Origin of the sequence: Pseudomonas sp. Irchel 3F6, from assembly GCF_900187595.1 — a bacterium.
Lineage (GTDB): Bacteria > Pseudomonadota > Gammaproteobacteria > Pseudomonadales > Pseudomonadaceae > Aquipseudomonas > Aquipseudomonas siliginis.
Genome location: NZ_FYDP01000003.1, coordinates 231,061 through 252,190 on the forward strand (window position 1 = coordinate 231,061; position 21,130 = coordinate 252,190).

At 61.5% G+C, this 21,130-nt stretch carries 16 protein-coding genes and 1 riboswitch; of the genes, 3 read left to right on the forward strand and 13 right to left on the reverse strand.

Annotated features, from left to right (window positions below):
• Positions 1-103: 103 nt before the first annotated feature.
• Positions 104-1,318 (reverse strand): phosphoserine phosphatase SerB, encoded by a 1,215-nt coding sequence (serB, locus tag CKW30_RS12705; RefSeq protein ID WP_095180972.1) that lies wholly within the window; start codon positions 1,316-1,318, stop codon positions 104-106.
• A gap of 134 nt (positions 1,319-1,452) precedes the next feature.
• Here serB and CKW30_RS12710 point away from each other — a divergent pair, with 134 nt between their 5' ends.
• Positions 1,453-2,964, forward strand: coding sequence for an AhpA/YtjB family protein (locus CKW30_RS12710; RefSeq protein ID WP_095180973.1), 1,512 nt, complete (start codon positions 1,453-1,455; stop codon positions 2,962-2,964).
• A 348-nt stretch (positions 2,965-3,312) separates the two neighbouring features.
• On the opposite strand, the gene CKW30_RS12715 is transcribed toward CKW30_RS12710, so the two are convergent.
• The 9 genes from CKW30_RS12715 to CKW30_RS12755 all read right to left on the reverse strand — a co-directional run bounded on the left by CKW30_RS12715 (position 3,313) and on the right by CKW30_RS12755 (position 12,691).
• Positions 3,313-4,023, reverse strand: coding sequence for a membrane integrity-associated transporter subunit PqiC (locus tag CKW30_RS12715; protein WP_024011350.1), 711 nt, complete (start codon positions 4,021-4,023; stop codon positions 3,313-3,315).
• 185 nt (positions 4,024-4,208) lie between these two features.
• Positions 4,209-6,473 (reverse strand): DNA topoisomerase IV subunit A, encoded by a 2,265-nt coding sequence (gene parC / locus CKW30_RS12720; protein WP_024011349.1) that lies wholly within the window; start codon positions 6,471-6,473, stop codon positions 4,209-4,211.
• 7 nt (positions 6,474-6,480) lie between these two features.
• Complete coding sequence (locus tag CKW30_RS12725; RefSeq protein WP_071174225.1) at positions 6,481-7,005, reverse strand: TIGR02281 family clan AA aspartic protease; 525 nt, start codon at positions 7,003-7,005, stop codon at positions 6,481-6,483.
• On the reverse strand, positions 7,002-7,991 hold the full coding sequence (locus CKW30_RS12730; RefSeq protein ID WP_095180974.1) for an esterase-like activity of phytase family protein: 990 nt from the start codon (positions 7,989-7,991) through the stop codon (positions 7,002-7,004). The genes CKW30_RS12725 and CKW30_RS12730 overlap by 4 nt, the downstream gene beginning before the upstream one ends.
• Positions 7,991-9,898, reverse strand: coding sequence for a DNA topoisomerase IV subunit B (gene parE, locus CKW30_RS12735; protein WP_095180975.1), 1,908 nt, complete (start codon positions 9,896-9,898; stop codon positions 7,991-7,993). The genes CKW30_RS12730 and parE overlap by 1 nt, the downstream gene beginning before the upstream one ends.
• A gap of 41 nt (positions 9,899-9,939) precedes the next feature.
• The gene (locus CKW30_RS12740; RefSeq protein ID WP_095180976.1) at positions 9,940-10,548 is read right to left on the reverse strand and encodes a YqiA/YcfP family alpha/beta fold hydrolase; all 609 of its coding nucleotides are present in this window, start codon (positions 10,546-10,548) and stop codon (positions 9,940-9,942) included.
• Between the two features lie 169 nt (positions 10,549-10,717).
• Positions 10,718-11,533 carry a 3',5'-cyclic-AMP phosphodiesterase gene (gene cpdA, locus CKW30_RS12745; RefSeq protein WP_095180977.1) on the reverse strand — a complete coding sequence of 272 codons (816 nt, stop codon included), beginning with the start codon at positions 11,531-11,533 and terminating at the stop codon, positions 10,718-10,720.
• A 97-nt stretch (positions 11,534-11,630) separates the two neighbouring features.
• Complete coding sequence (locus tag CKW30_RS12750; protein WP_016771972.1) at positions 11,631-12,083, reverse strand: DUF1249 domain-containing protein; 453 nt, start codon at positions 12,081-12,083, stop codon at positions 11,631-11,633.
• Positions 12,074-12,691 (reverse strand): NUDIX domain-containing protein, encoded by a 618-nt coding sequence (locus CKW30_RS12755; protein ID WP_095180978.1) that lies wholly within the window; start codon positions 12,689-12,691, stop codon positions 12,074-12,076. The genes CKW30_RS12750 and CKW30_RS12755 overlap by 10 nt, the downstream gene beginning before the upstream one ends.
• 228 nt (positions 12,692-12,919) lie before the next feature.
• Here CKW30_RS12755 and CKW30_RS12760 point away from each other — a divergent pair, with 228 nt between their 5' ends.
• Entirely contained in the window at positions 12,920-13,666 is a 747-nt protein-coding gene (locus tag CKW30_RS12760; protein WP_016771974.1) for an RsiV family protein, read from the forward strand.
• Here the strand turns inward: CKW30_RS12760 and cytX are convergent.
• Positions 13,635-14,927 carry a putative hydroxymethylpyrimidine transporter CytX gene (cytX, locus tag CKW30_RS12765; protein WP_095180979.1) on the reverse strand — a complete coding sequence of 431 codons (1,293 nt, stop codon included), beginning with the start codon at positions 14,925-14,927 and terminating at the stop codon, positions 13,635-13,637. The two genes, CKW30_RS12760 and cytX, sit on opposite strands and share 32 nt — an antisense overlap.
• A 140-nt stretch (positions 14,928-15,067) precedes the next feature.
• Complete coding sequence (thiC, locus tag CKW30_RS12770) at positions 15,068-16,957, reverse strand: phosphomethylpyrimidine synthase ThiC (RefSeq protein ID WP_095180980.1); 1,890 nt, start codon at positions 16,955-16,957, stop codon at positions 15,068-15,070.
• A 145-nt stretch (positions 16,958-17,102) separates the two neighbouring features.
• Positions 17,103-17,208: riboswitch (TPP riboswitch) on the reverse strand.
• A 204-nt stretch (positions 17,209-17,412) separates the two neighbouring features.
• Between thiC and CKW30_RS12775 the strand changes: the two genes are divergently transcribed.
• Entirely contained in the window at positions 17,413-18,846 is a 1,434-nt protein-coding gene (locus CKW30_RS12775; protein ID WP_016771977.1) for a TolC family outer membrane protein, read from the forward strand.
• Between the two features lie 1,006 nt (positions 18,847-19,852).
• Here CKW30_RS12775 and waaA read toward each other — a convergent pair.
• Entirely contained in the window at positions 19,853-21,127 is a 1,275-nt protein-coding gene (gene waaA / locus CKW30_RS12780; RefSeq protein ID WP_095180981.1) for a lipid IV(A) 3-deoxy-D-manno-octulosonic acid transferase, read from the reverse strand.
• Between the last annotated feature and the right edge of the window lie 3 nt (positions 21,128-21,130).

Sequence of the window (21,130 nt, forward strand, 5' to 3'; positions counted from 1 at the left end):
ACCGAGGCGCGGCCTTCGCGAGCAGGCTCGCTCCCACACTGGAATGAGATTTCCTGTGGGAGCGAGCCTGCTCGCGAAGAGGCCAGATCAGCTTATGGAGATCTCAGAGCTGCCCGTCACGATCCCGGAAACCCAGCAGATACAACACACCATCCAGCCCCAGCGTTGAAATCGCCTGCTTCGCCGACTGCTTGACCAACGGTTTGGCGCGGAACGCCACGCCCAGCCCGGCAATCGCCAGCATCGGCAAGTCGTTGGCGCCGTCGCCGACGGCAATGGTCTGCTCCAGACGCAGCCCTTCCTTGTGCGCCAGCTCCTTGAGCAGATCAGCCTTGCGCTGCGCATCGACAATCGGCTCGATCGCCACGCCGGTGCACTTGCCGTCGACCACTTCCAGCTCGTTGGCGAACACGTAGTCGATGCCCAGCCTGGCTTGCAGCTGCTTGGCGAAATAAGTGAAGCCGCCGGACAGGATGGCGGTTTTGTAGCCAAGGCGCTTGAGTTCGGCGAACAGGGTTTCAGCGCCTTCGGTCAGGCGCAGCGAGGCGCCGATCGAGTCGAGCACGCTGACGTCGAGGCCCTTGAGCAGCGCCAGACGCTCCTTGAAGCTGGCGCGGAAATCCAGTTCACCGGCCATCGCGCGCTCGGTGATTGCGGACACCAGTTCACCCACACCGGCTGCCTTGGCCAGCTCATCGATGACCTCCGCTTCGATCAGCGTCGAGTCCATGTCGAACACCGCCAGGCGGCGGTTACGGCGGAACAGCGAATCTTCCTGGAAGGCGATATCGACGTTCAATTCCTGGGCAACGCTGAGGAATTCGGCGCGCAAGGCCTGCGGATCGGCGGCCTCACCGCGCACGGAAAACTCGATGCAACCCTTGCCCTTGTCGGCCGGCGTGTCCAGCGGCATGCGCCCCGACAGACGGTCGATATGGTCGATGTTCAAGCCATATTTGGCGGTGATCGCGCTGACCGCCTGCAATTGGCCGGCGGTGACTTTGCGCGTCAGCAGGGTAACGATATGGCGTTTCTTGCCCTGATTGCCCACCCACTGCTGGTAATCCTCTTCGGACACCGGGGTGAAACGCACTTGCTGATCCAGTTCGTAGCCCTTGAACAGGATGTCCTTGAGCACCGACTTGCCTTGTTCGGAATCGGGAATTTCAACCAGGATGCCGAACGACAGGGTGTCGTGGATCACCGCCTGACCGATGTCGAGAATGTTCACACCACCTTGTGCCAGAACACCGGTGATGGCCGCTGTCAGACCGGGACGGTCGACTCCCGTGATGTTAATCAGGACGATTTCGCGCAACGCGCACCCCCGCAACTGGAAAAAAACCGCATTCTACCCACTTTCAGTGACCATCGGGCACCGCGAGCGCTTTGCCGGTCTGGGGCCTGTCGCTATACTGCGCGTCAACTTCACGGACAAAGAGCCGAGCTCAAGTGAACCGGCCCACGCCAGTCAAAACCGATAACTTCTTCCTGCTGATCTTCCGTGCACTGCGCCATCGCCGTGTACCGATTGCATTGCGCATTGCCAGCCACAACGTGATCCTGGTCGCTCTGGCCCTGGTGATCTATGCCGGGGTGATGGGGCTGCAATTCAAGCAGGCCATGCACGAGCAGGCCGATGCGCTGGGCGAAAGCCTGACCACGCAGACCGCCACCTCCGCCACCGAGCTGCTGGTGTCCAACGACATCCTCAGCCTCAACGTGCTGCTCAACAACCTCACCAAGAACAAACTGGTCGCCCACGCGGCAATCTACAGTGTGGACAACCGCATCCTCGCCGAGTCCGGTCAGCGTCCCAAGCACAGCCTGCTGGGCGAAGCCGAGGGCATGTACGAGAGCAAGATCACTTTCCAGGACGTGACTGCCGGGCAACTGCGCATCAGCCTGGACATGGATCAGTTCCAGCAGCCGATGACCATCAGCCTGCAAAGCATGGGCATTCTGAGCGCAATTCTGCTGGCGCTGTCATTGGCTCTGAGTCTGCGCATGGGCCGCTATCTGTCGACGCCGTTGCTGCAATTGCGCGTGTGGCTGCGCCGCATCGACGCGCATACACCGGGCATCGATCGCCAGGATGAAATCGGCGATCTGGCGCGCCAGCTGCACGCCAGCTACGCCCCGGAACCGGAGCCTGAGCCCGAACCCGAGCCGGAATTCGCCGAGGAAGAAGACGAGCCGGAATTCGAGGTGCGTAACCTGCGCGATCCGAGCTTCGACGAAAGCCGCCCGCTGGCCGCGAAGAAACCGGCGCCGCGTCACCTGGTCAGCACCGTCGAAGACGATGATGACGATGACGCTTTCGCCGACCTGCGCGACGAATCGCTGAACGGCGCCGCCCAACCGCTCACGCGCAAACCGAGCCCTGACGTGCCACAGCACACCGCCGTACTGGCCGTGCAACTGGGCTCGCAGGAACAATTGCGTCGTTTGCCTCGCGCACGTCTGGAAGAATTGCAGGAACGCTATCGCGACTGCCTCGAGCAGGCCGCGTCGCTGTATCAGGGCGAAATCGAAACCCTCAACGATGGCAGCACGCTGTTGCTGTTCCACACCGAAGACTGCGGCGACGATTACCTGACCAATGCCATCTGCTGCGGCGAACTGCTGCGTGCACTCGGCCACCAATTGCAGATCGAGGTCGCAGACAGCGGCATCACCCTGCAATTGCAGCTGGGCCTGACCTTGGGCGATGAGTTGTTCGGTCTGAGCCAGATTGATCTGCTGCTGACCGATTCGGCCCAGGATGCACTGGCCTTGTCGCAACACAGCCGCAATCTGCTGCTGGTCGAGCGCAAGATCAGCGATGACACGCTGATCCGCCAGCGTGCGCGGATCCGGCCGATCGCCAGCCCTGAAGGCGCTTGCTGTGTAGAACGGTTGATGGAGCCTTATCCGTCGATGCTCGAACGGCAACTGGCGCGGATGCATGAGCGCCGGGCGTAAGGCTTAGGCCAGATACGCAAAAGCCCGCAGACGAGTGATTGTCTGCGGGCTTTTTTGTGCGCGGCGTTATTGGATTCGAGTGCATTCCTGAAAAGCCCCTCACCCTAGCCCTCCCCCAGAGGGAGAGGGAACAGATTGGGGGATATTCGAGAGTTACATCGACATGCACGTTTGGCTGTGAATCCATAATCGCCAAGATCTCTCAGGTCGACGTAAGACGCCCGACACCTCAGTCGGTCCCCTCTCCCTCCGGGAGAGGGCTAGGGTGAGGGGCTTTTGATCTTCCACCCCACCCCCAGACACAACAAAGCCCGCACTAGGCGGGCTCTGTTCTGGCTCGTTCCAGCCTCAGAAGCGAAACACTTCCATATCGGTACGAATCGGCGAGGCCATCGGGATCTTCGGCTGCTTCTCGGCATCCGCAGCCGGCGCTGCGGGTTTCGGCGCGGCTTTACGCGGTGCCTCGGCCACGGGCGGCTGGTTGGCCAGTGGCTTGAGCGCCACCGACAACTGCTCGGCCAGACGCTGCAACAGAACCCCTTGTGCCTGCACCTGGGACGCGGTGCTGCCGGCGTGCGTTTCCTGCAGGTGAATGATGCGGTTATCGCGCACCTTGCCGCGACGATCGATCAAACGCCATTGCGCATCGAGAATCGCCGGTTGTTTCGCCCCGGAATCCAGACGGGTGATGGTCAGCAGAACCTGCACATCCGGCGTGAATCCGGCAGTAGCAGGCGCCAGCACCACACGCTGACTGTCCAGGTGACCGGCGACCTGACGCATCAGCAGTTGATCGATATCCGACGAAAGGCTGCCAGCCCAACGACCGTCGGTCGCCGCTTGCAGGCTGCCGTCGGGTTGACGTTGCAGCAGGGTTTCGCGTTGCAGGTAATCGGCAACAACTACCGGCCCCAGCAAAACCGCCATGCCTGCGCTTTGCGCAGGCTGAACCGGACTTCCGCTGTCCAGTTGGTACAGCGACACCGGCTGGTGAACGCTGCAACCCGCCAGGCCAAGAACGCCGGCGAGCAACAAAATAAGGGGGCGTAGAGCAGTCATCATCCCGTCCAGGTGGCCGCCACAAGGCTGACCACAGTGAAAATACTCAATAAATATGAAGAACGCTCGGCCACGCCGGCGCTTGAAAGGCCATATCATCCGTGAATATGCGTTCCGACTCCAGCGCCAAAGCGTCGATCTACGCGTTTAATCGCAGATCGAACGCTCTAGGAAGGCGTTCTCGCCTAATTGAGGTTTTCGACGAGCAGCGCATCCACTCTCTGGAAGCCCCGCGGAAGTTTGTTTCCGCGCCGTCCACGCTCACCTTTGTAGTGCTCGAGGTCGTCGGCTTTCAGCGACAGGGTCCGTTTGCCAGCCTGCAATACCAGGGTGGCGCCTTCCGGCAGGACGGCGATGTCCGTGACATATTCTTCGCGACTGGCCACGCGTTCACCGGATATACCGATGATCTTGTTGCCTTTGCCCTTACCTAATTGTGGCAGATCGCTGATTTTGAAGATCAGCAGGCGACCTTCGGTCGTGACCGAGGCCAGCCAGTTCTGCTCACGATCGGCCACAGGGCGCGGCGCGATGACCTTGGCGTTGTTCGGCAGGCTCAACAGGGCCTTGCCGGCCTTGTTCTTCGCTTGCAGGTCTTCGCCTTTGACCACGAAGCCGTAACCGGCATCGGACGCAATCACGTACAGCGCATCGTCTTCGGGCATCAGCACGCATTCGAACGAAGCGCCCGGTGGCGGCGTCAGACGGCCGGTCAAGGGTTCGCCCTGGCCACGGGCCGACGGCAAGGTATGCGCGGCAACCGAGTAGCTGCGACCGGTGGAATCGATGAACACGGCAAACTGGTTGGAGCGCCCCGCCGCCGAGGTCTTGAAGCCATCGCCGGCCTTGTACGACAAACCGGTAGCGTCGATGTCGTGGCCCTTGGCCGAACGCACCCAGCCTTTTTCCGACAGCACGACGGTGACTTTCTCGTTCGGCAGCAGATCGTGCTCGCTCAGCGCCTTGGCTTCGGCGCGCTCGACGATTGGCGAGCGGCGGTCGTCGCCGTAGGTTTCGGCGTCTTTGAGCAGCTCGGTACGCACCAGTTTCTTCAGCTTGGCTTCGCTGCCCAGCAGGGCTTGCAGCTTGGCTTGCTCCTTGAGCAGTTCGTCCTGCTCGTCGCGCAGCTTCATTTCTTCCAGCCGCGCCAACTGACGCAGACGGGTGTCGAGAATGTAGTCGGCCTGGATCTCGCTGAGGGCGAAACGCTCGATGAGCTTGGCTTTCGGGTGTTCCTCGGTGCGGATGATGTGGATCACTTCATCCAGGTTGAGGTAGGCGATCAGCAAACCGTCCAACAGGTGCAGGCGACGCTCGACCTTGTCGAGGCGGAATTGCAGGCGGCGACGCACGGTCAGCACGCGGAATTCCAGCCATTCGACCAGCAGCGCACGGAGGTTTTTCAGCTGCGGCTTGCCGTCCAGACCGATGATGTTGACGTTGACCCGGTAGGTCGACTCCAGCTCGGTGCTGGCGAACAGGTGCTGCATCAGCGCTTCGTGATCGACGCGGCTGTTGACCGGGATGATCACGATGCGGCACGGGTTTTCATGGTCGGATTCGTCACGTAGATCGGCGATCTGCGGCGCTTTCGACGGTTTGGCCTGCATCAGCGCGGCGATCTGCTCCAGCACCTTGGCGCCGGAGACCTGATGCGGCAGCGCGGTGACGATGATGTCGCCGTCCTCGACGTGGTACACGGCGCGCATACGCACCGAGCCCTTGCCAGTTTCGTACATCTTCAGCAGGTCGGCGCGCGGCGTGATGATTTCCGCTTCGGTCGGATAATCCGGACCCTGAATGTGTTCGCAGAGCTGTTCGACCGTGGCTTTCGGCTCATCCAGCAAGCGCACGCAGGCGGTGGCGACTTCACGCAGGTTGTGCGGCGGCACATCGGTGGCCATGCCCACGGCGATACCGGTGGTGCCGTTGAGCAGAATGTTCGGCAGGCGCGCCGGCAACACCAGCGGCTCCTGCAGGGTGCCGTCGAAGTTCGGCCCCCAGTCCGCGGTGCCCTGGCCCAGTTCGCTGAGCAGCACTTCGGAATAGCGCGACAGCCGCGCTTCGGTGTAACGCATGGCGGCGAAGGACTTCGGATCGTCCGGCGCACCCCAGTTGCCCTGGCCGTCGACCAGCGTGTAGCGATAGCTGAACGGCTGCGCCATCAGCACCATCGCTTCGTAGCACGCCGAATCGCCGTGGGGGTGGAACTTGCCGAGCACGTCACCGACGGTACGCGCCGATTTCTTGTGCTTGGAATCAGCGTCCAGCCCCAGTTCGCTCATGGCGTAGACGATACGCCGCTGTACCGGCTTCAGGCCGTCGCCGATATGCGGCAAGGCGCGGTCCATGATCACGTACATGGAGTAGTTGAGGTAGGCATTTTCGGTGAAGTCAGCCAGCGAGCGGCGTTCTACACCATCCAGGCTGAGATCAAGGGAGTCGCTCATGCGGGCCTCATCGGTTCGTTGTCTGGCGCAGCAGCATGGTGCCACCGCGCTGGGTAAATTCAAGTTTGTTCAGGGCGCTCATGCCGAGCAGCACCTGGTCGCCATGCAGCCCCGGCGCCACCAGTGCACGGACATCCCGCAGCACGATGTCGCCCAGTTGCAGGCGGGCAATCTTCGTTCGATAGCCCTGGCTCAGGCCATTGGCCGTGCTCAGGGTCACGCCGAAACCTTCTTGCAGCTTCAAACGCTTGGCCAGATCCGCCGGGATCGCCACATCGGTCGCGCCGGTGTCGAGCATGAACTCCACCGGCTCGCCGTTGATCTGGCCGCTGGCGACAAAATGCCCTTGGGCATTGCTCGCCAGTTTCACTTCGATAAAACCTTCGCCCTGCTCCGACGTAACCACGATGTTCGGATTCTGCTGGCGCTGCTCCCACTGACCGAAAAACCGCGTCGCGAGAAACAGCGCCGCGCACCAGGCGAGGATCATCAACACCCGACCGGCACGCTTGCCCGGCGGTTGCTGGCTCATGGCCTGGCACTCCAGCCACCGTCCGGCGCGGCGAAGCGCCAGACCACCGGGCGGACTTCGCCATCAGCACGTGGGCCAAAATTGTTGTCGACGCCGATCCACGCACCTTCGGCATCAATGATCAGCGCTTCTTCCAGTCCGTAGTTCTGAGAGTAACGGCGATTTTCCTGCAACAGTTCGCCAGCATACGACCAGCATTGCTCGACCTTGGCCGTCTGTGCATCGCGACGGCAGATCTCGAAAGCGTTGCGCTCAAGGGTAAACAGCTTGCCGTTGAACAAGGAAATGTCGGAAAAGTCGCGATGAACCGCTTTCGCCTTGGGAAACTGTGGCGGCTGCATCTCCTTGCCGCCCTCACTGAGCAGCACGCAGCGACCGTCACAATCCCACACCGTCTGCTGGCGCTTGATCAGCAGCAGGCCGCGCTTTTGCCGTTCGGCGGCCAGCCATATCTGATCACCGGCCGGGTTGATCGCCAGGCCTTCGAAGATCGAATTGAACTTCAGCAACAGGCCGCTCGCCCGCGCTTCGCGAACCAGCAGCGGCGAGATTTTCAGCCAGTTCGCCGGGCCACTGACCGGCACCTGCAACACCGCCGCATGGGCTTCGCTGACGATGTAGCGATTGCCAGCGCTGTCGCAACTGATGCCTTCGAAATCCAGTTCGCCCCCGCGAATGAACGACGCCGCCCAAGTGCGCGAGCTCAAGCCCCACGGCAAGCCGCTCTCGGGCACGGGCGGCACGTCGATGTGCACGGTTTGCGCCTGCCAGACCGGATCGCGGGTATCGAGCCGATAGATCTGCTCGTCATCGCGATCGGAAACCGTCCACAGCTCATTGCCGCACATGGCCAGACCCGACAGGTTACCGCCGCGCATGCCTTCGACCGGGTGTTCGGAAAGCAGCCGCAATTGTTGCAGCGGCTCGGCCGACACGCTCAGCGCACTCAGCAGCAACGCACCCGCCAAGGCCCAGCCAAACTGCATCAGGCCAGCACCTCGGCGAGGTTGCCTTTGGATTCGAGCCAGGTCTTGCGGTCACCGGCGCGTTTCTTCGCCAGCAGCATATCCATCATTTCCGAGGTTTCGGCGAAGTCTTCGCCCAGCGTCAACTGCACCAGACGCCGGGTGTTCGGGTCCATGGTGGTTTCACGCAACTGCGGCGGGTTCATTTCACCCAGACCTTTGAATCGGGTGACCTGCGGCTTGCCGCGTTTCTTTTCGGCCACCAGGCGATCGAGAATGCCGTCGCGCTCGGCTTCGTCGAGGGCGTAGTAGATCTCTTTGCCGAGGTCGATGCGGTACAGCGGCGGCATCGCCACGTAGACGTGACCGGCATCCACCAACGGGCGGAAATGCTGGACGAACAGCGCACACAGCAAAGTCGCAATGTGCAGACCGTCGGAGTCGGCGTCGGCGAGGATGCAGATCTTGCCGTAGCGCAGCTGGCTCATGTCCGCCGCGCCCGGATCGACGCCGATGGCCACGGCGATGTTATGCACTTCCTGGCTGGCGAGCACTTCGCTGCCGTCGACTTCCCAGGTGTTGAGGATCTTGCCGCGCAACGGCAGGATCGCCTGGAACTCCTTGTCCCGCGCCTGTTTGGCCGAACCGCCGGCGGAGTCACCCTCGACCAGGAACAGCTCGGAACGCATCGGGTCCTGCCCGGCGCAGTCAGCCAGTTTGCCCGGCAGCGCCGGACCTTGGGTGACGCGTTTGCGCTCGACTTTCTTGCTCGCCTTGAGACGGCGACCGGCGTTGTTGATCGCCAATTCGGCCAGGGCCAGACCGGTTTCCGGGTTGGCGTTGAGCCACAGGCTGAAAGCGTCTTTAACCACACCGGAGACGAACGCCGCTGCTTCACGGGAAGACAGACGCTCTTTGGTCTGGCCGGAGAATTGCGGTTCCTGCATCTTCATCGACAAGACAAAAGCGATGCGCTCCCAGACGTCTTCCGGCGCCAGCTTCACGCCGCGCGGCAGCAGGCTGCGGAACTCGCAGAACTCGCGCATCGCATCGAGCAGGCCCTGACGCAGACCGTTGACGTGCGTACCGCCCTGGGCGGTCGGGATCAGGTTGACGTAGCTTTCCTGCACCGCGTCGCCACCTTCCGGCAGCCACAACAGTGCCCAGTCGACCGCTTCTTTATTACCGGCGAAAGCGCCGCAGAACGGCTCGTTCGGCAGACGTTCGAATTCGCTGACCGCATCGACCAGGTAGGAGCGCAGGCCATCTTCGTAATGCCACTCGACTTTCTCGCCGGTGCCTTTGTCTTCGAAGCTGACCAGCAAGCCCGGGCACAACACAGCCTTGGCCTTGAGCACATGCTTGAGGCGGCTGATGGAGAATTTCGGTGAGTCGAAGTATTTCGGGTCCGGCGCGAAGTACACGCTGGTGCCGGTGTTGCGCTTGCCGACGGTGCCGACGATTTCCAGCTCGGAGGCCTTGAAGCCGTCCTTGAAGGTCATCTGGTATTCGTTGCCGTCACGTTTGACCCGTACGCGCACTTCGGTCGACAGCGCGTTGACCACGGAAATACCCACACCGTGCAAGCCGCCGGAGAACTGGTAGTTCTTGTTGGAGAACTTGCCGCCCGCATGCAGCTTGGTGAGGATCAGTTCGACGCCGGACACACCCTCTTCCGGGTGAATGTCGACCGGCATGCCACGGCCGTCGTCGCTGACTTCCAGCGAATGGTCGGCGTGCAGGATGACCTGCACCGATTTGGCGTGGCCGGCCAGGGCTTCGTCGACGCTGTTGTCGATGACTTCCTGGGCGAGGTGGTTCGGCCGACTGGTGTCGGTGTACATGCCGGGGCGTTTGCGCACCGGGTCGAGGCCCGAGAGGACTTCGATGGCGTCGGCGTTATAAGAACTAGCGCTGGGAGTGGCCATAAGGTCTCGTCGTCAGTCATTCATGAAAGAGGGGCAAGACTTCACAGCGTGGTGAAATCGATTGCCTGGTACATATCGGCAGCCATGCCGGCAAAACTCAGCAACGCCGGCAATTGCCCGGCAAAGCCCTGGAAACTGTGGTCGCCGCCAGCCTGGATGCGCAAGGCACAGGCGCGGTAATACTGTTGGGCGAGGCGATAATCCAGCGTTTCGTCGCCGGTTTGCAACCAGACCTGATAACGCTGCGGATCCTGCGGTGGTGGCACTTCCAGTTCGGCCAGCGCCGTGACGTGGTCGTGGGTCAGTTCCCAGGTTTCATCGGTGTAGAGGTTCTGCTGCGTGCCCAGATAACCATCGAACATCCGGTGCGGGCTGACCGCCGGGTTGACCAGCAGGGCTTTCAGGCCATGGCGCTCGGCCAGGTGAGTCGCATAGTAGCCGCCGAGCGAACTTCCCACCAGCAACGGCCGGCCCAGCTCGGCGATTGCCTGCTCGAGCTGACCGATGGCTTCACGCGGATGGTGATGCAGCGCCGGCACGCGCAATTGCCCGCTCAAACCCAGCTGCTCCATGACCGCGACCAGCTGACAGGCCTTCTTCGAGGCCGGCGCGCTGTTGAAACCGTGGATATAGAGGATCGAACCGGACATTTGAGCTCCCTGGCTGTCGGCGAAAGATAGCGGAGTTTACAGGGAGTCTGCATTGGATGGGCCATACAAATGCACCTGTAGGAGCTGCCGAAGGCTGCGATCTTTTGATCTTGTCTTTTAAAGCGAAAATCAACAGATCGCAGCCTTCGGCAGCTCCTACACGGAGGTCTCAGTAACCGTTGGAGCCGTAATCGACTGTGAACTCGAAGTCGGTGACTCTTTCGACGCCCGTTTCCAGTTTCCCGTCCGGCAACAATCGCAGCCAGCGATACCCCGGCGCCTGCTCACCGACCTTGAAATCCGCACTCCCCGGCTCGAACTGGATGCACGTCGAAGGCGAAGCCATCAAACGCACGCCATTGCGTTCGCGATCGATTTGCTGATGCACATGCCCCCACAACACCGCGCGAACCTGCGGGAAGCGATCCAGCACTTCAAAGAACGCTTCCGGGTTGCGCAAGCCGATCGGCTCCATCCACGCGCAGCCGATCGACACCGGGTGATGATGCAGGCACACCAGATGATGGCGCTCCGGCGCTTCGCTCAGCGCGCGTGCGAGCAGTTGCAATTGATCATCCTGCAGATAGCCCGGCACCGAACCCGGCACCGCCGAATCCAGCATCGTCACCCGCCAATTGCCGATATCGATCACCGGCTCCAGGAGCGTGCTTTGCACCGCCGCCTCGGCCATGACCATCGGCTCGTCGTGATTGCCGGGAATCCAGCGCGCGGGTGCACTGATCTGCGCGCTCAGTTGGCGGAATGCCTGGTACGACTGCAGCGTGCCGTCCTGGGAAATATCGCCGGTGGCCAGCACCAGGTCGATCTGCGCCTGTTGCGCCAACACCAGGTCGATGACCCTTTGCAGGCTCTCGCGGGTCTTCATGCCCAGCAGCGTGCCGTCCGCCTCGGCGAACAGGTGGCTGTCGGACAACTGCACCAGCAGCGCCGGGTCGGCGCTGGTCAATGTCGATACGCTGGGCAAGGCGCTCTCCCGGGGCTAAGCACGCAATGGATGGGTGCGGCAATTATGCTGGGGGATGACACAAAGGGGAAACCGCCGAAGCGGACGCAGTTCACAACTAGCGAACGACTTCGTACTCGTGCCCCAACGCCAGGCAATGACTCAGCCATTCGCCCAGAAACACATTGAGCTGGGCCTTTTCATCGGGCTGGTGCATGGCGGCGTTCGGATAAGGATAGATGCCGCGAAAGCGTCGTGCATGCTCGGCGCTGACCACTTCGGCCATGCGCGCGTCGTGATAGACCTGCACTTCCAGTTGCGGCACCGGCAACCACGGCAGGCTGTGCTCCTGGCGCACCTGCAAGGTCGTGGTGTACGGGCAGGTCTGCAACACCTCGAGAGCGAGCACGCCAAGCATCTGCTCGCCCTGGGTCACGGCGATACGCCGCGCTTCGGGTTCGTTGCGCATGTCCGGCAGCAGTCGCATCAGGCGCGCGTAGTTGGCCTCGCAGGCGGCTTGCAGCCCTACGAGGTCAACCCGATAACGATCGCGCAGCTTGTTTACGACCATAGCCCCCTCACTTCGGCGCGGTTGAGCGCCAGCCACTGCAAGGCGATGATGCTCGCCGCGTTGGCAATACGACCGTCGCGGACCGCCTGCAAGGCATCTTCGAATGCCCAGACCGTTACGCGAATGTCTTCGGCCTCTTCTTCCAGCCCGTGCAGCCCGCCGACACCGTCGGTGCTGCAACGCCCCAGATACAAATGCACGAATTCGTTGCTGCCACCCGGCGAGGGGAAATACTTGGTCATCGGCCACAACGCCTTGATGTCCAGCCCAGCTTCCTCCTGCGCCTCGCGGTGAGCAACTTCTTCCGGTTGCTCATCCTTGTCGATCAGACCGGCGACCAGTTCGACCAGCCACGGGTTGTCGGCCTTGCCCATGGCGCCGACACGAAACTGCTCGATCAACACCACTTCATCGCGCTGCGGATCGTAAGGCAGGACGCACACGGCATCGTGGCGCACGAAGATTTCACGATTGATTTCGCGGCTCATGCCACCGGCGAACAACTCATGGCGCAGGTGCACACGGTCAAGCTTGTAAAAGCCCTCGTAGCATCTTTCGCGCCGCACGATATCGACGGCGGTCGGAATGGCGTTGGCAAAGTCAGTCATAATCTTCCTCTTTACTGCACATCCATTACGAGGTTGCTGTGTACAACCGGCAACCTCGACTTCGCGCCATCCTAACGCGCCCGCACCGTTTGATGCAGCCCCTTTACCGTCAGCGGGATGGACGGTGACGGTGAAACACACTCTAATCAGCTTAGTGGCGAACTGACTGCTCCGTTGAGAGTCGAAGCGGTAACTTTTTCGCCTTCCCCTGCTTTCGAAAGGACGCCCATGTCGCTTTTCAAAATTGCCTCTGTGGCCGCTATTGCCCTGACTCTGGGCGCTTGTGCCAGCCTGTTCCAGCCCAACTATCGCACGCCGCTGGAAACCACCCGCGACGCCTCGGAACAACTCAAACCCGGCTGTTCCAACCCCGATTGCCCGCTGGTGAACATCGACACCCTGCGCTTCCCGGACGAACCGGCGCTGGATGGCATCATCGAAAAACGTTTGCTGCAAATGACCCGCACCGAGAAGAACGCGCCGGTAGCGCCAACCCTGGCCGCCTACCGCGAGCAGTTCCTCGCCAGCGCCGGCCCGCGCAACAGCAGCTATCTGCAAGCGAAAGTACGCGAGCAGCATGACGGACTGGTGATCATCGAGCTGTCGAGCTACCTCGACACCGGCGGCGCCCACGGCACGCCGGGTCGCGGTTTCATCAACTATTCGCGCCAGCAGCACAAGGTGCTGAACCTGTCCGACATGTTGCTGCCGGGGCAGGAAGAGGCGTTCTGGAAAGCCGCGCAAGTGGCGCACAACAGTTGGCTGATCAGTACCAAACTCGATCAGGAGGCGGAATTCGTCGCGAACTGGCCGTTCGTGAAAACCCCGCACGTGGCGCTGACCTATGGTGGCGTGATCCTCAAGTACGACGTGACCACCATCGCGCCTTATGCGCTGGGCCACGTCGAACTGAAGATTCCTTACCCGCGCCTGAACGGCATTCTCAAGCCTGAGCTGTTTCCCGGCCGTAACTGAAGGCCCGGCCCAGCACCAGTTGAAGCAATCCTGCCAGCACCAGCGCCGGCAGGGTTGCGCCGACATCCGGATACAGATTCGCCAGCAAGTGGTAGGTGCTCACACCACCCAGCCACGCCAGCAACGCCGGCCAGCGCAATGCGGCTGACGCGACCTGAGCACTGCGTTTGCGCAGAATGAAGTGATCCACCAGCACCACGCCGAACAGCGGCGCGAACACCGAGCCGATCAACAGCAGGAAATTCTGGTACTGCGCCAACGGCGCCAGCAGTGCGATCAGCGTGCAGATCACGCCGATGGCCAAGGCCAGATGCTCGACTTTCAGACGCAACAGAATCCCGCTCGATACCGCCGCCGAGTGAATGTCGGCAAAAGCGTTTTCCGACTCGTCGAGCAGAATCAGCAACAGCGGAATGCCCAGACCGGCGCCAGCCAAGGCCAGCAGCAACGCATTGACTTCACCGCTCGGCGCGAACGCCAGGGTGTAGGCCACGCCAAGGCTCATCAGCCAGAAGTTACCGATGAAGAAACCCACAGCCGTGCCACCGAAAACATTCTTCGCGCGTTTGCCGAAACGCGAGTAGTCGGCAATCAGCGGCAGCCATGACAGCGGCATGGCGATGGCAATGTCGAAGCCCACGGCAAACGGCATCGAACCGTCACCGGCGCGCGCCCACAGCGCCGCGAGGTCGGCTTTGGCGAACAGGTTCCAGGTCAGCCACAGGCACGCGGCGAGCAACAGCCAGATGCCCCACTTGCGCAGAATCTGCCGCACGAACGTCAACGGCCCGCTCACCGCGAGCAAGGTCGCCAGCGCACCGAAGAACAGCGTCCACAGAATCGGATTGGCCCACAGCGAACCTTCGCTGAAGACGCGGCTGCCGAGCAGACTGGCGGCGTCGCGCATGACGATGATTTCGAACGAGCCCCAGCCGATCAGTTGCAGCAGATTGAGCAGCGCCGGCAGGCTCGCGCCTTTGCTGCCGAGGCTGAGCTTCAGCGCCGCCATCGATGACAGGCCGGTGTCGCTGCCGATCACGCCGACAGCAGCCAGCAACAGCACGCCGACCAGCGTGCCGAGGAAGATGGCCAGCAAAGAACCGGACAGACCCAGACCCGGCGCGAGCAATGCGCCGGTCTGCAAAACCATCAGGCCGATGCCGAGGGAGAACCACAGGGAAAACAGATCGCGCCCGCCGAACACACGCTTTTCAGCGGGGACGGCGAGGTCGGGGGAATAAGTGCCGGGTTGAATGCTCAAGGGTGTTATCTCAAAGGGACATTTGGTGTGATCGTTCCCACGCTCTGCGTGGGAATGCCTCTCGGGACGCTCCGCGTCCAGTGACGCGGAGCGTCACGGGCTGCATTCCCACGCGGAGCGTGGGAACGATCAGTACGGGGTCAAACTTTCTTGTACAGCTGACTGCCTTCCTTCTTGAACCGCTCGGCCTGTTCCGCGAGTCCTTTGGCGACGTCCACGTCGACCGCATCGATGCGTTGGTTGGCTGCGTATTCACGGACTTCCTGGGTGATCTTCATCGAGCAGAATTTCGGCCCGCACATTGAGCAGAAGTGCGCGACCTTGGCCGAGTCCTTCGGCAGGGTTTCGTCGTGATAGGAGCGCGCGGTGTCCGGATCCAGGCCGAGGTTGAACTGGTCTTCCCAGCGGAATTCGAAACGCGCCTTGCTCAGTGCGTTATCACGAATCTGCGCGCCCGGGTGTCCCTTGGCCAGGTCCGCTGCGTGGGCGGCGATCTTGTAAGTGATGATCCCGGTCTTCACGTCATCCTTGTTCGGCAGGCCCAAGTGCTCCTTCGGCGTCACGTAGCAGAGCATCGCGCAACCGAACCAGCCGATCATCGCCGCGCCGATACCCGAGGTGATGTGGTCATAGCCCGGAGCAATGTCGGTAGTCAGCGGGCCGAGGGTGTAGAACGGCGCCTCGTCGCAGCATTCGAGCTGCTTGTCCATGTTCTCTTTGATCAATTGCATCGGCACGTGGCCCGGGCCTTCGATCATGCATTGCACGTCATGTTTCCAGGCGATTTTGGTCAGCTCGCCGAGGGTTTCCAGTTCGCCGAATTGCGCTTCGTCGTTGGCGTCGGCAATCGAGCCCGGACGCAGGCCATCGCCCAGCGAGAAGCTGACGTCGTAGGCCTTCATGATTTCGCAGATTTCGTCGAAGTGGGTGTAGAGGAAGTTCTCTTTGTGGTGCGCCAGGCACCACTTGGCCATGATCGAACCGCCACGGGAGACGATGCCGGTGACGCGTTTGGCAGTCAGCGGTACGTAGCGCAGGAGCACGCCGGCGTGAATGGTGAAGTAGTCGACGCCCTGCTCGGCCTGTTCGATCAGGGTGTCGCGGAACAACTCCCAGGTCAGGTCTTCAGCGACGCCGTTGACCTTCTCCAGCGCCTGATAGATCGGCACGGTACCGATCGGCACCGGCGAGTTGCGGATGATCCACTCGCGGGTTTCGTGAATGTGTTTGCCGGTGGACAGGTCCATCACCGTGTCCGAGCCCCAGCGAATGCCCCAGGTCAGTTTCGCCACTTCTTCTTCGATCGAAGAACCCAGGGCGCTGTTGCCGATGTTGCCGTTGATCTTCACCAGGAAGTTACGGCCGATGATCATCGGTTCCAGTTCGACGTGGTTGATGTTGGCGGGAATGATCGCGCGGCCGCGAGCGATTTCTTCGCGGACGAATTCAGGGGTGATTTCTTGCGGAATGCTTGCGCCGAAGCTGTGGCCGGCATGTTGCTGCTTGAGCAGGCCGGCTGCACGGGCCTCTTGCAGCTTCATGTTTTCGCGGATGGCGACGTATTCCATCTCGGCGGTGATGATGCCTTTGCGCGCGTAGTGCATCTGGCTGACGTTGGCCCCGGCCTTGGCGCGGCGCGGGTTGTTGACGTGAGCGAAGCGCAGTTTGGTCAGTTCGGCATCGGCCAGACGCTGCTGGCCGAAGTTCGAGCTCAGGCCCGGCAGGCGCTCGGTATCGCCACGGTCATCGATCCACGCTGAACGCACATCGCCAAGGCCTTTGCGCACATCGATGACCACGTTCGGATCGGTGTACGGGCCGGAAGTGTCGTAGACCGTGACCGGCGCATTGATCTCGCCGCCGAAATCGGTCGGGGTTACATCGAGGCTGATTTCGCGCATCGGCACGCGGATGTCCGGGCGCGAGCCCTGAACGTAGATTTTTTGCGAACGGGTGAACGGCTTGACCGATTGCTCGTCGACCTTGGCCGAGTCACTCAGGTTGATCGCGTTTTTTTCTTTTGTTGTCATCACGGGCTCTCCAGACAGCATCCAGCAGTGGATTGTCGGAGCAGAACCTGAAAGGCACGGACGCACCAGGACCGGTGCTGTGCATTCGTCATGAGCGTTCGATTGTCGAACAATATCCCGGACGAAGCACAAGAGGACTCGCCGGGTGACGAGAAATCTTGTTCCCTACGCAGGCGCTAACCTGATCAGGTTCAACGGGATCCGAAATTATTCGATCTCAGCCTCATAGCAAGGCACCCCGACAAGAACCCGGCCAGTCTAGACACAACCATCAAGGAACGCCAACACCGCAGCGAACGCCATGATGAATGGCGTAAATACCCAGGCTGGCCGATTGTTGCCGGAGCAATGCGCAACTACACTCGCTGGGCCTGCTCAGCCTTGACGCTGTGCGGGCTGCGCCTTACCTTTGGCGCCCGGATTACTTCCATAATATTCATGCTAGGGATCGCCTCATGCTGCGCAAACTTTCATTGGCTGTTGCCGTGTCCTGTGCGTCCAACACAATGGCCTGGGCAGCGGAAGCACCCTTGTCGACCAAAACCGATCTGGTCAGCGTCTATCAGGAAGCGGTCGACAATAACGCCGACCTCGCGGCGGCCCGCGCCCAGTATGGCGCGCAGAAAGAAGTGGTGCCGCAGGCTCGCGCCGGTCTGCTGCCGAACCTGTCCGGTGGCGCCGAAGTCGCCGACGTGCGCACCTCGATCGACCAGCCTTCGGCCATCGCCAACCGCAGCGCGCATTCCTACCAGGCGACACTCGCGCAGCCGCTGTTCCGCGCCGATCGCTGGTTCCAGTATCAAGCAGCCAAGGACGTCAACGAGCAGGCCGCGCTGCAGCTGTCGGCGACCGAACAGAACCTGATCCTGCAATCGGCCGAAAGCTACTTCAACGTGCTGCGCAGCCAGGACAATCTGGCCTCGACCAAGGCTGAAGAAGCGGCGTTCAAACGTCAGCTCGATCAGTCCAACGAGCGCTTCGATGTCGGCCTCTCGGATAAGACTGACGTGCTGCAATCGCAAGCCAGTTACGACACCGCGCGAGCCAACCGCATCGTCGCCCAGCGTCAGGTCGATGATGCGTTCCAGGCGTTGATCACCCTGACCAACCGTCAGTACAACTCGATTCAGGGCATCGTTCATACGCTGCCGATCCTGCCGCCGGCGCCCAACGATGCGAAATCCTGGGTCGACACGGCGGCGCGGCAGAACCTCAATCTGCTCGCCAGCAACTACGCGGTCAGCTCCGCCGAACAGACGCTCAAGCAGCGCAAGGCCGGCCACTTGCCGACCCTCGACGCCGTGGCGAAATACGAGAAAGGCGACAACGACGCCCTCGGCTTCGCCAACCCCAACTCGTTCGGCGCGCCTTATGGCGGCAACGTCGAGCAGAGCACGCTGGGCCTGCAACTGAACATCCCGATCTACAGCGGCGGGCTGACCAGTTCGCAAGTGCGCCAGTCCTATGCGCAACTGGATCAGAGCGAACAGCAGCGCGAATCGCTGCGCCGGCAAGTGGTGGAAAACACCCGCAATCTGCACCGCGCGGTGAACACCGACGTCGAGCAGGTGCAGGCGCGCCGCCAGTCGATCATCTCCAACCAGAGCGCGGTGGAAGCCACGGAAATCGGTTATCAGGTCGGCACACGCAACATCGTCGACGTGCTCGACGCGCAGCGCCAGCTGTACACCTCGGTGCGCAACTACAACAACACCCGCTACGACTACATCCTCGACAACCTGCGCCTGAAGCAGGCGGCGGGGACGCTGAACCCGGGTGACCTGGAAGACCTGCGGCGTTATCTGAAAGCCGACTACAACCCGGACAAGGATTTCCTGCCGCCGGATCTGGCGTCGGCGGCCGAGGCGCAGCTCAAGGCCCGGCCTTAAACAATCTGGATGAATCCCCTGTGGTGAGGGGATTTATCCCCGATCGGCTGCGCAGCAGTCGTAAATCCTGCTTGCCAGATCTGACTGAATCACCGCGCTGAATGGTTTTGGGGCTGCTTCGCAACCCAGCGGGGATGAATCCCTGTGGTGAGGGGATTTATCCCCGTCCGGCTGCGCAGCAGTCGTAAATCCGACTTGCCGGATCTAACTGAATCACCGCGCTGAATGGTTTCGGGGCTGCTTCGCAACCCAGCGGGGATGAATTCCTGTGGCGAGGGGATTTATCCCCGTCCGGCTGCGCAGCAGTCGTAAATCCGAGTTGCCAGATCTAACTGAATCACCGTGTTGAATGGTTTTGGGGCTGCTTCGCAACCCAGCGGGGATGAATCCCTGTGGTGAGGGGATTTATCCCCGTCCGGCTGCGCAGCAGTCGTAAATCCGACTTGCCAGATCTAACTGAATCAACGCGCTGAATGGTTTTGGGGCTGCTTCGCAACCCAACGGGGATAAATCCCCTCACCACAGTAATATTCCAGGCGACTATTGGATCAGCCGCGCCAGACCATCCAGCCAAAGGCCCCGGCCATAAACAATCTGGAATGAATCCCATGTGGTGAGGGGATTTATCCCCGTCCGGCTGCGCAGCAGTCGTAAATCCTGCTTGCCAGATCTGACTGAATCACCGCGTTGAATGGTCTTGTGGCTGCTTCGCAACCCAGCGGGGATGAATCCCTGTGGTGAGGGGATTTATCCCCGATCGGCTGCGCAGCAGTCGTAAATCCTGCTTGCCAGATCTGACTGAATCACCGCGTTGAATGGTTTTGGGGCTGCTTCGCAACCCAGCGGGGATGAATCCCTGTGGTGAGGGGATTTATCCCCGTCCGGCTGCGCAGCAGTCGTGAATCCTGCTTGTCAGATCTGACTGAATGACCGCGCTGAATGGTTTTTGGGCCGCTTCGCAACCCAGCGGGGATGAATCCCCTCGCCACCCTGATATTCCAGGCGACTATTGGATCAGCCGCGCCAAGCCATCCAGCAAGCGCTGCAACGCGCCCTGATTACGGCGCATCACCGCCAGCCCGGCCTCGGCCATGCGCTGCGCATCACGTGGCAGTTCGAACAAGCGCTGCACCTCGACTGCGAGCCCTTCGGCATCATCCACTTCGGCCAACGCCCCGGCTTCGCGCAATTGCGCGGCGATGTCGAGGAAGTTGAACAGGTGTGGGCCGCTGAGTACCGGTTTCGCCAGCGCGGCGGGTTCGAGCAGGTTGTGCCCGCCGTTCGGCACCAGACTGCCGCCGACAAATGCGCTGTCGGCCAGGGCATAGAGAAACAGCAACTCACCCATGGTGTCGCCGAGCAGCACGCTCGTTTGCGCATCGACATTGGCCCCGGTCGAGCGACGTACCGTGGCGAAACCTTCGCGCTGGCACAAGTCGAACACCGAATTGAAACGCTCGGGATGACGCGGCACCAGAATCAGCAACGCATCGGGATGACTGCCCAGCAAACGACGATGGGCTTCGAGCACCACTTCGTCTTCGCCTTCGTGGGTGCTCGCAGCGATCCATACCGGGCGATCCTGCGCCTGCCACCGGCTGCGCAGTTCGGCTGCACGCTGCAACAGTTGCGGGTCGATGGTCAGGTCGAACTTGATCGAACCGGTGACCTCGACAGTTTCCGGACGTGCGCCAAGATCGCGGAAGCGCTGGGCCTCGGCTGCGGTCTGCACGGCCAGCAAACTCATCTCGGCGAGCATCGGCGCAGTGAGTTTGCTGAAGCGGCCATAGCCTTTGGCGGAACGCTGCGACAACCGCCCATTGGCCAACGCCACCGGAATCCCGCGCTTGGCACATTGATGAATATGGTTAGGCCACAGCTCGGTCTCCATGATCACTGCAAGCCTGGGCTGTACGCGATCAAGAAAACGCGCCGCCGCACAAGGCAAGTCATACGGCAGATAGCAGTGTTGAATGCGCGCCTCGTTGGCGAACAGTGCCTGAATCCGCTCCGAACCGGTCGGGGTCATGCAGGTCACGGTGATCGGCAGCGTCGGGTAGCGTTCCAGCAGCGCGCGGATCATCGGCGCGGCGGCAATGCTTTCGCCGACCGACACCGCGTGCACCCAGATGCCACCGGGCTGCAACGTCGGCATGCCATAAGTAAAGCGCTCGCCAATGCGTTTGGCATACGCCGGCGCCTTGCGCGCACGCAGCCATAGTCGAATCGCCACCAATGGCAGCCCCAAGTAAAACAGCGCGGTGTAGAGAGTTCTATTCATGGC

What these genes read in the sequence shown, in the direction of transcription:
- CKW30_RS12715 (WP_024011350.1), bottom strand. Translation starts at nt 4,023, where the DNA reads ATGACTGCTCTACGCCCCCTTATTTTGTTGCTCGCCGGCGTTCTTGGC.
- parC (WP_024011349.1), bottom strand. Translation starts at nt 6,473, where the DNA reads ATGAGCGACTCCCTTGATCTCAGCCTGGATGGTGTAGAACGCCGCTCG.
- CKW30_RS12725 (WP_071174225.1), bottom strand. Translation starts at nt 7,005, where the DNA reads ATGAGCCAGCAACCGCCGGGCAAGCGTGCCGGTCGGGTGTTGATGATC.
- CKW30_RS12730 (WP_095180974.1), bottom strand. Translation starts at nt 7,991, where the DNA reads ATGCAGTTTGGCTGGGCCTTGGCGGGTGCGTTGCTGCTGAGTGCGCTG.
- parE (WP_095180975.1), bottom strand. Translation starts at nt 9,898, where the DNA reads ATGGCCACTCCCAGCGCTAGTTCTTATAACGCCGACGCCATCGAAGTC.
- CKW30_RS12740 (WP_095180976.1), bottom strand. Translation starts at nt 10,548, where the DNA reads ATGTCCGGTTCGATCCTCTATATCCACGGTTTCAACAGCGCGCCGGCC.
- CKW30_RS12750 (WP_016771972.1), bottom strand. Translation starts at nt 12,083, where the DNA reads ATGGTCGTAAACAAGCTGCGCGATCGTTATCGGGTTGACCTCGTAGGG.
- CKW30_RS12755 (WP_095180978.1), bottom strand. Translation starts at nt 12,691, where the DNA reads ATGACTGACTTTGCCAACGCCATTCCGACCGCCGTCGATATCGTGCGG.
- CKW30_RS12760 (WP_016771974.1), top strand. Translation starts at nt 12,920, where the DNA reads ATGTCGCTTTTCAAAATTGCCTCTGTGGCCGCTATTGCCCTGACTCTG.
- thiC (WP_095180980.1), bottom strand. Translation starts at nt 16,957, where the DNA reads ATGACAACAAAAGAAAAAAACGCGATCAACCTGAGTGACTCGGCCAAG.
- CKW30_RS12775 (WP_016771977.1), top strand. Translation starts at nt 17,413, where the DNA reads ATGCTGCGCAAACTTTCATTGGCTGTTGCCGTGTCCTGTGCGTCCAAC.
- waaA (WP_095180981.1), bottom strand. Translation starts at nt 21,127, where the DNA reads ATGAATAGAACTCTCTACACCGCGCTGTTTTACTTGGGGCTGCCATTG.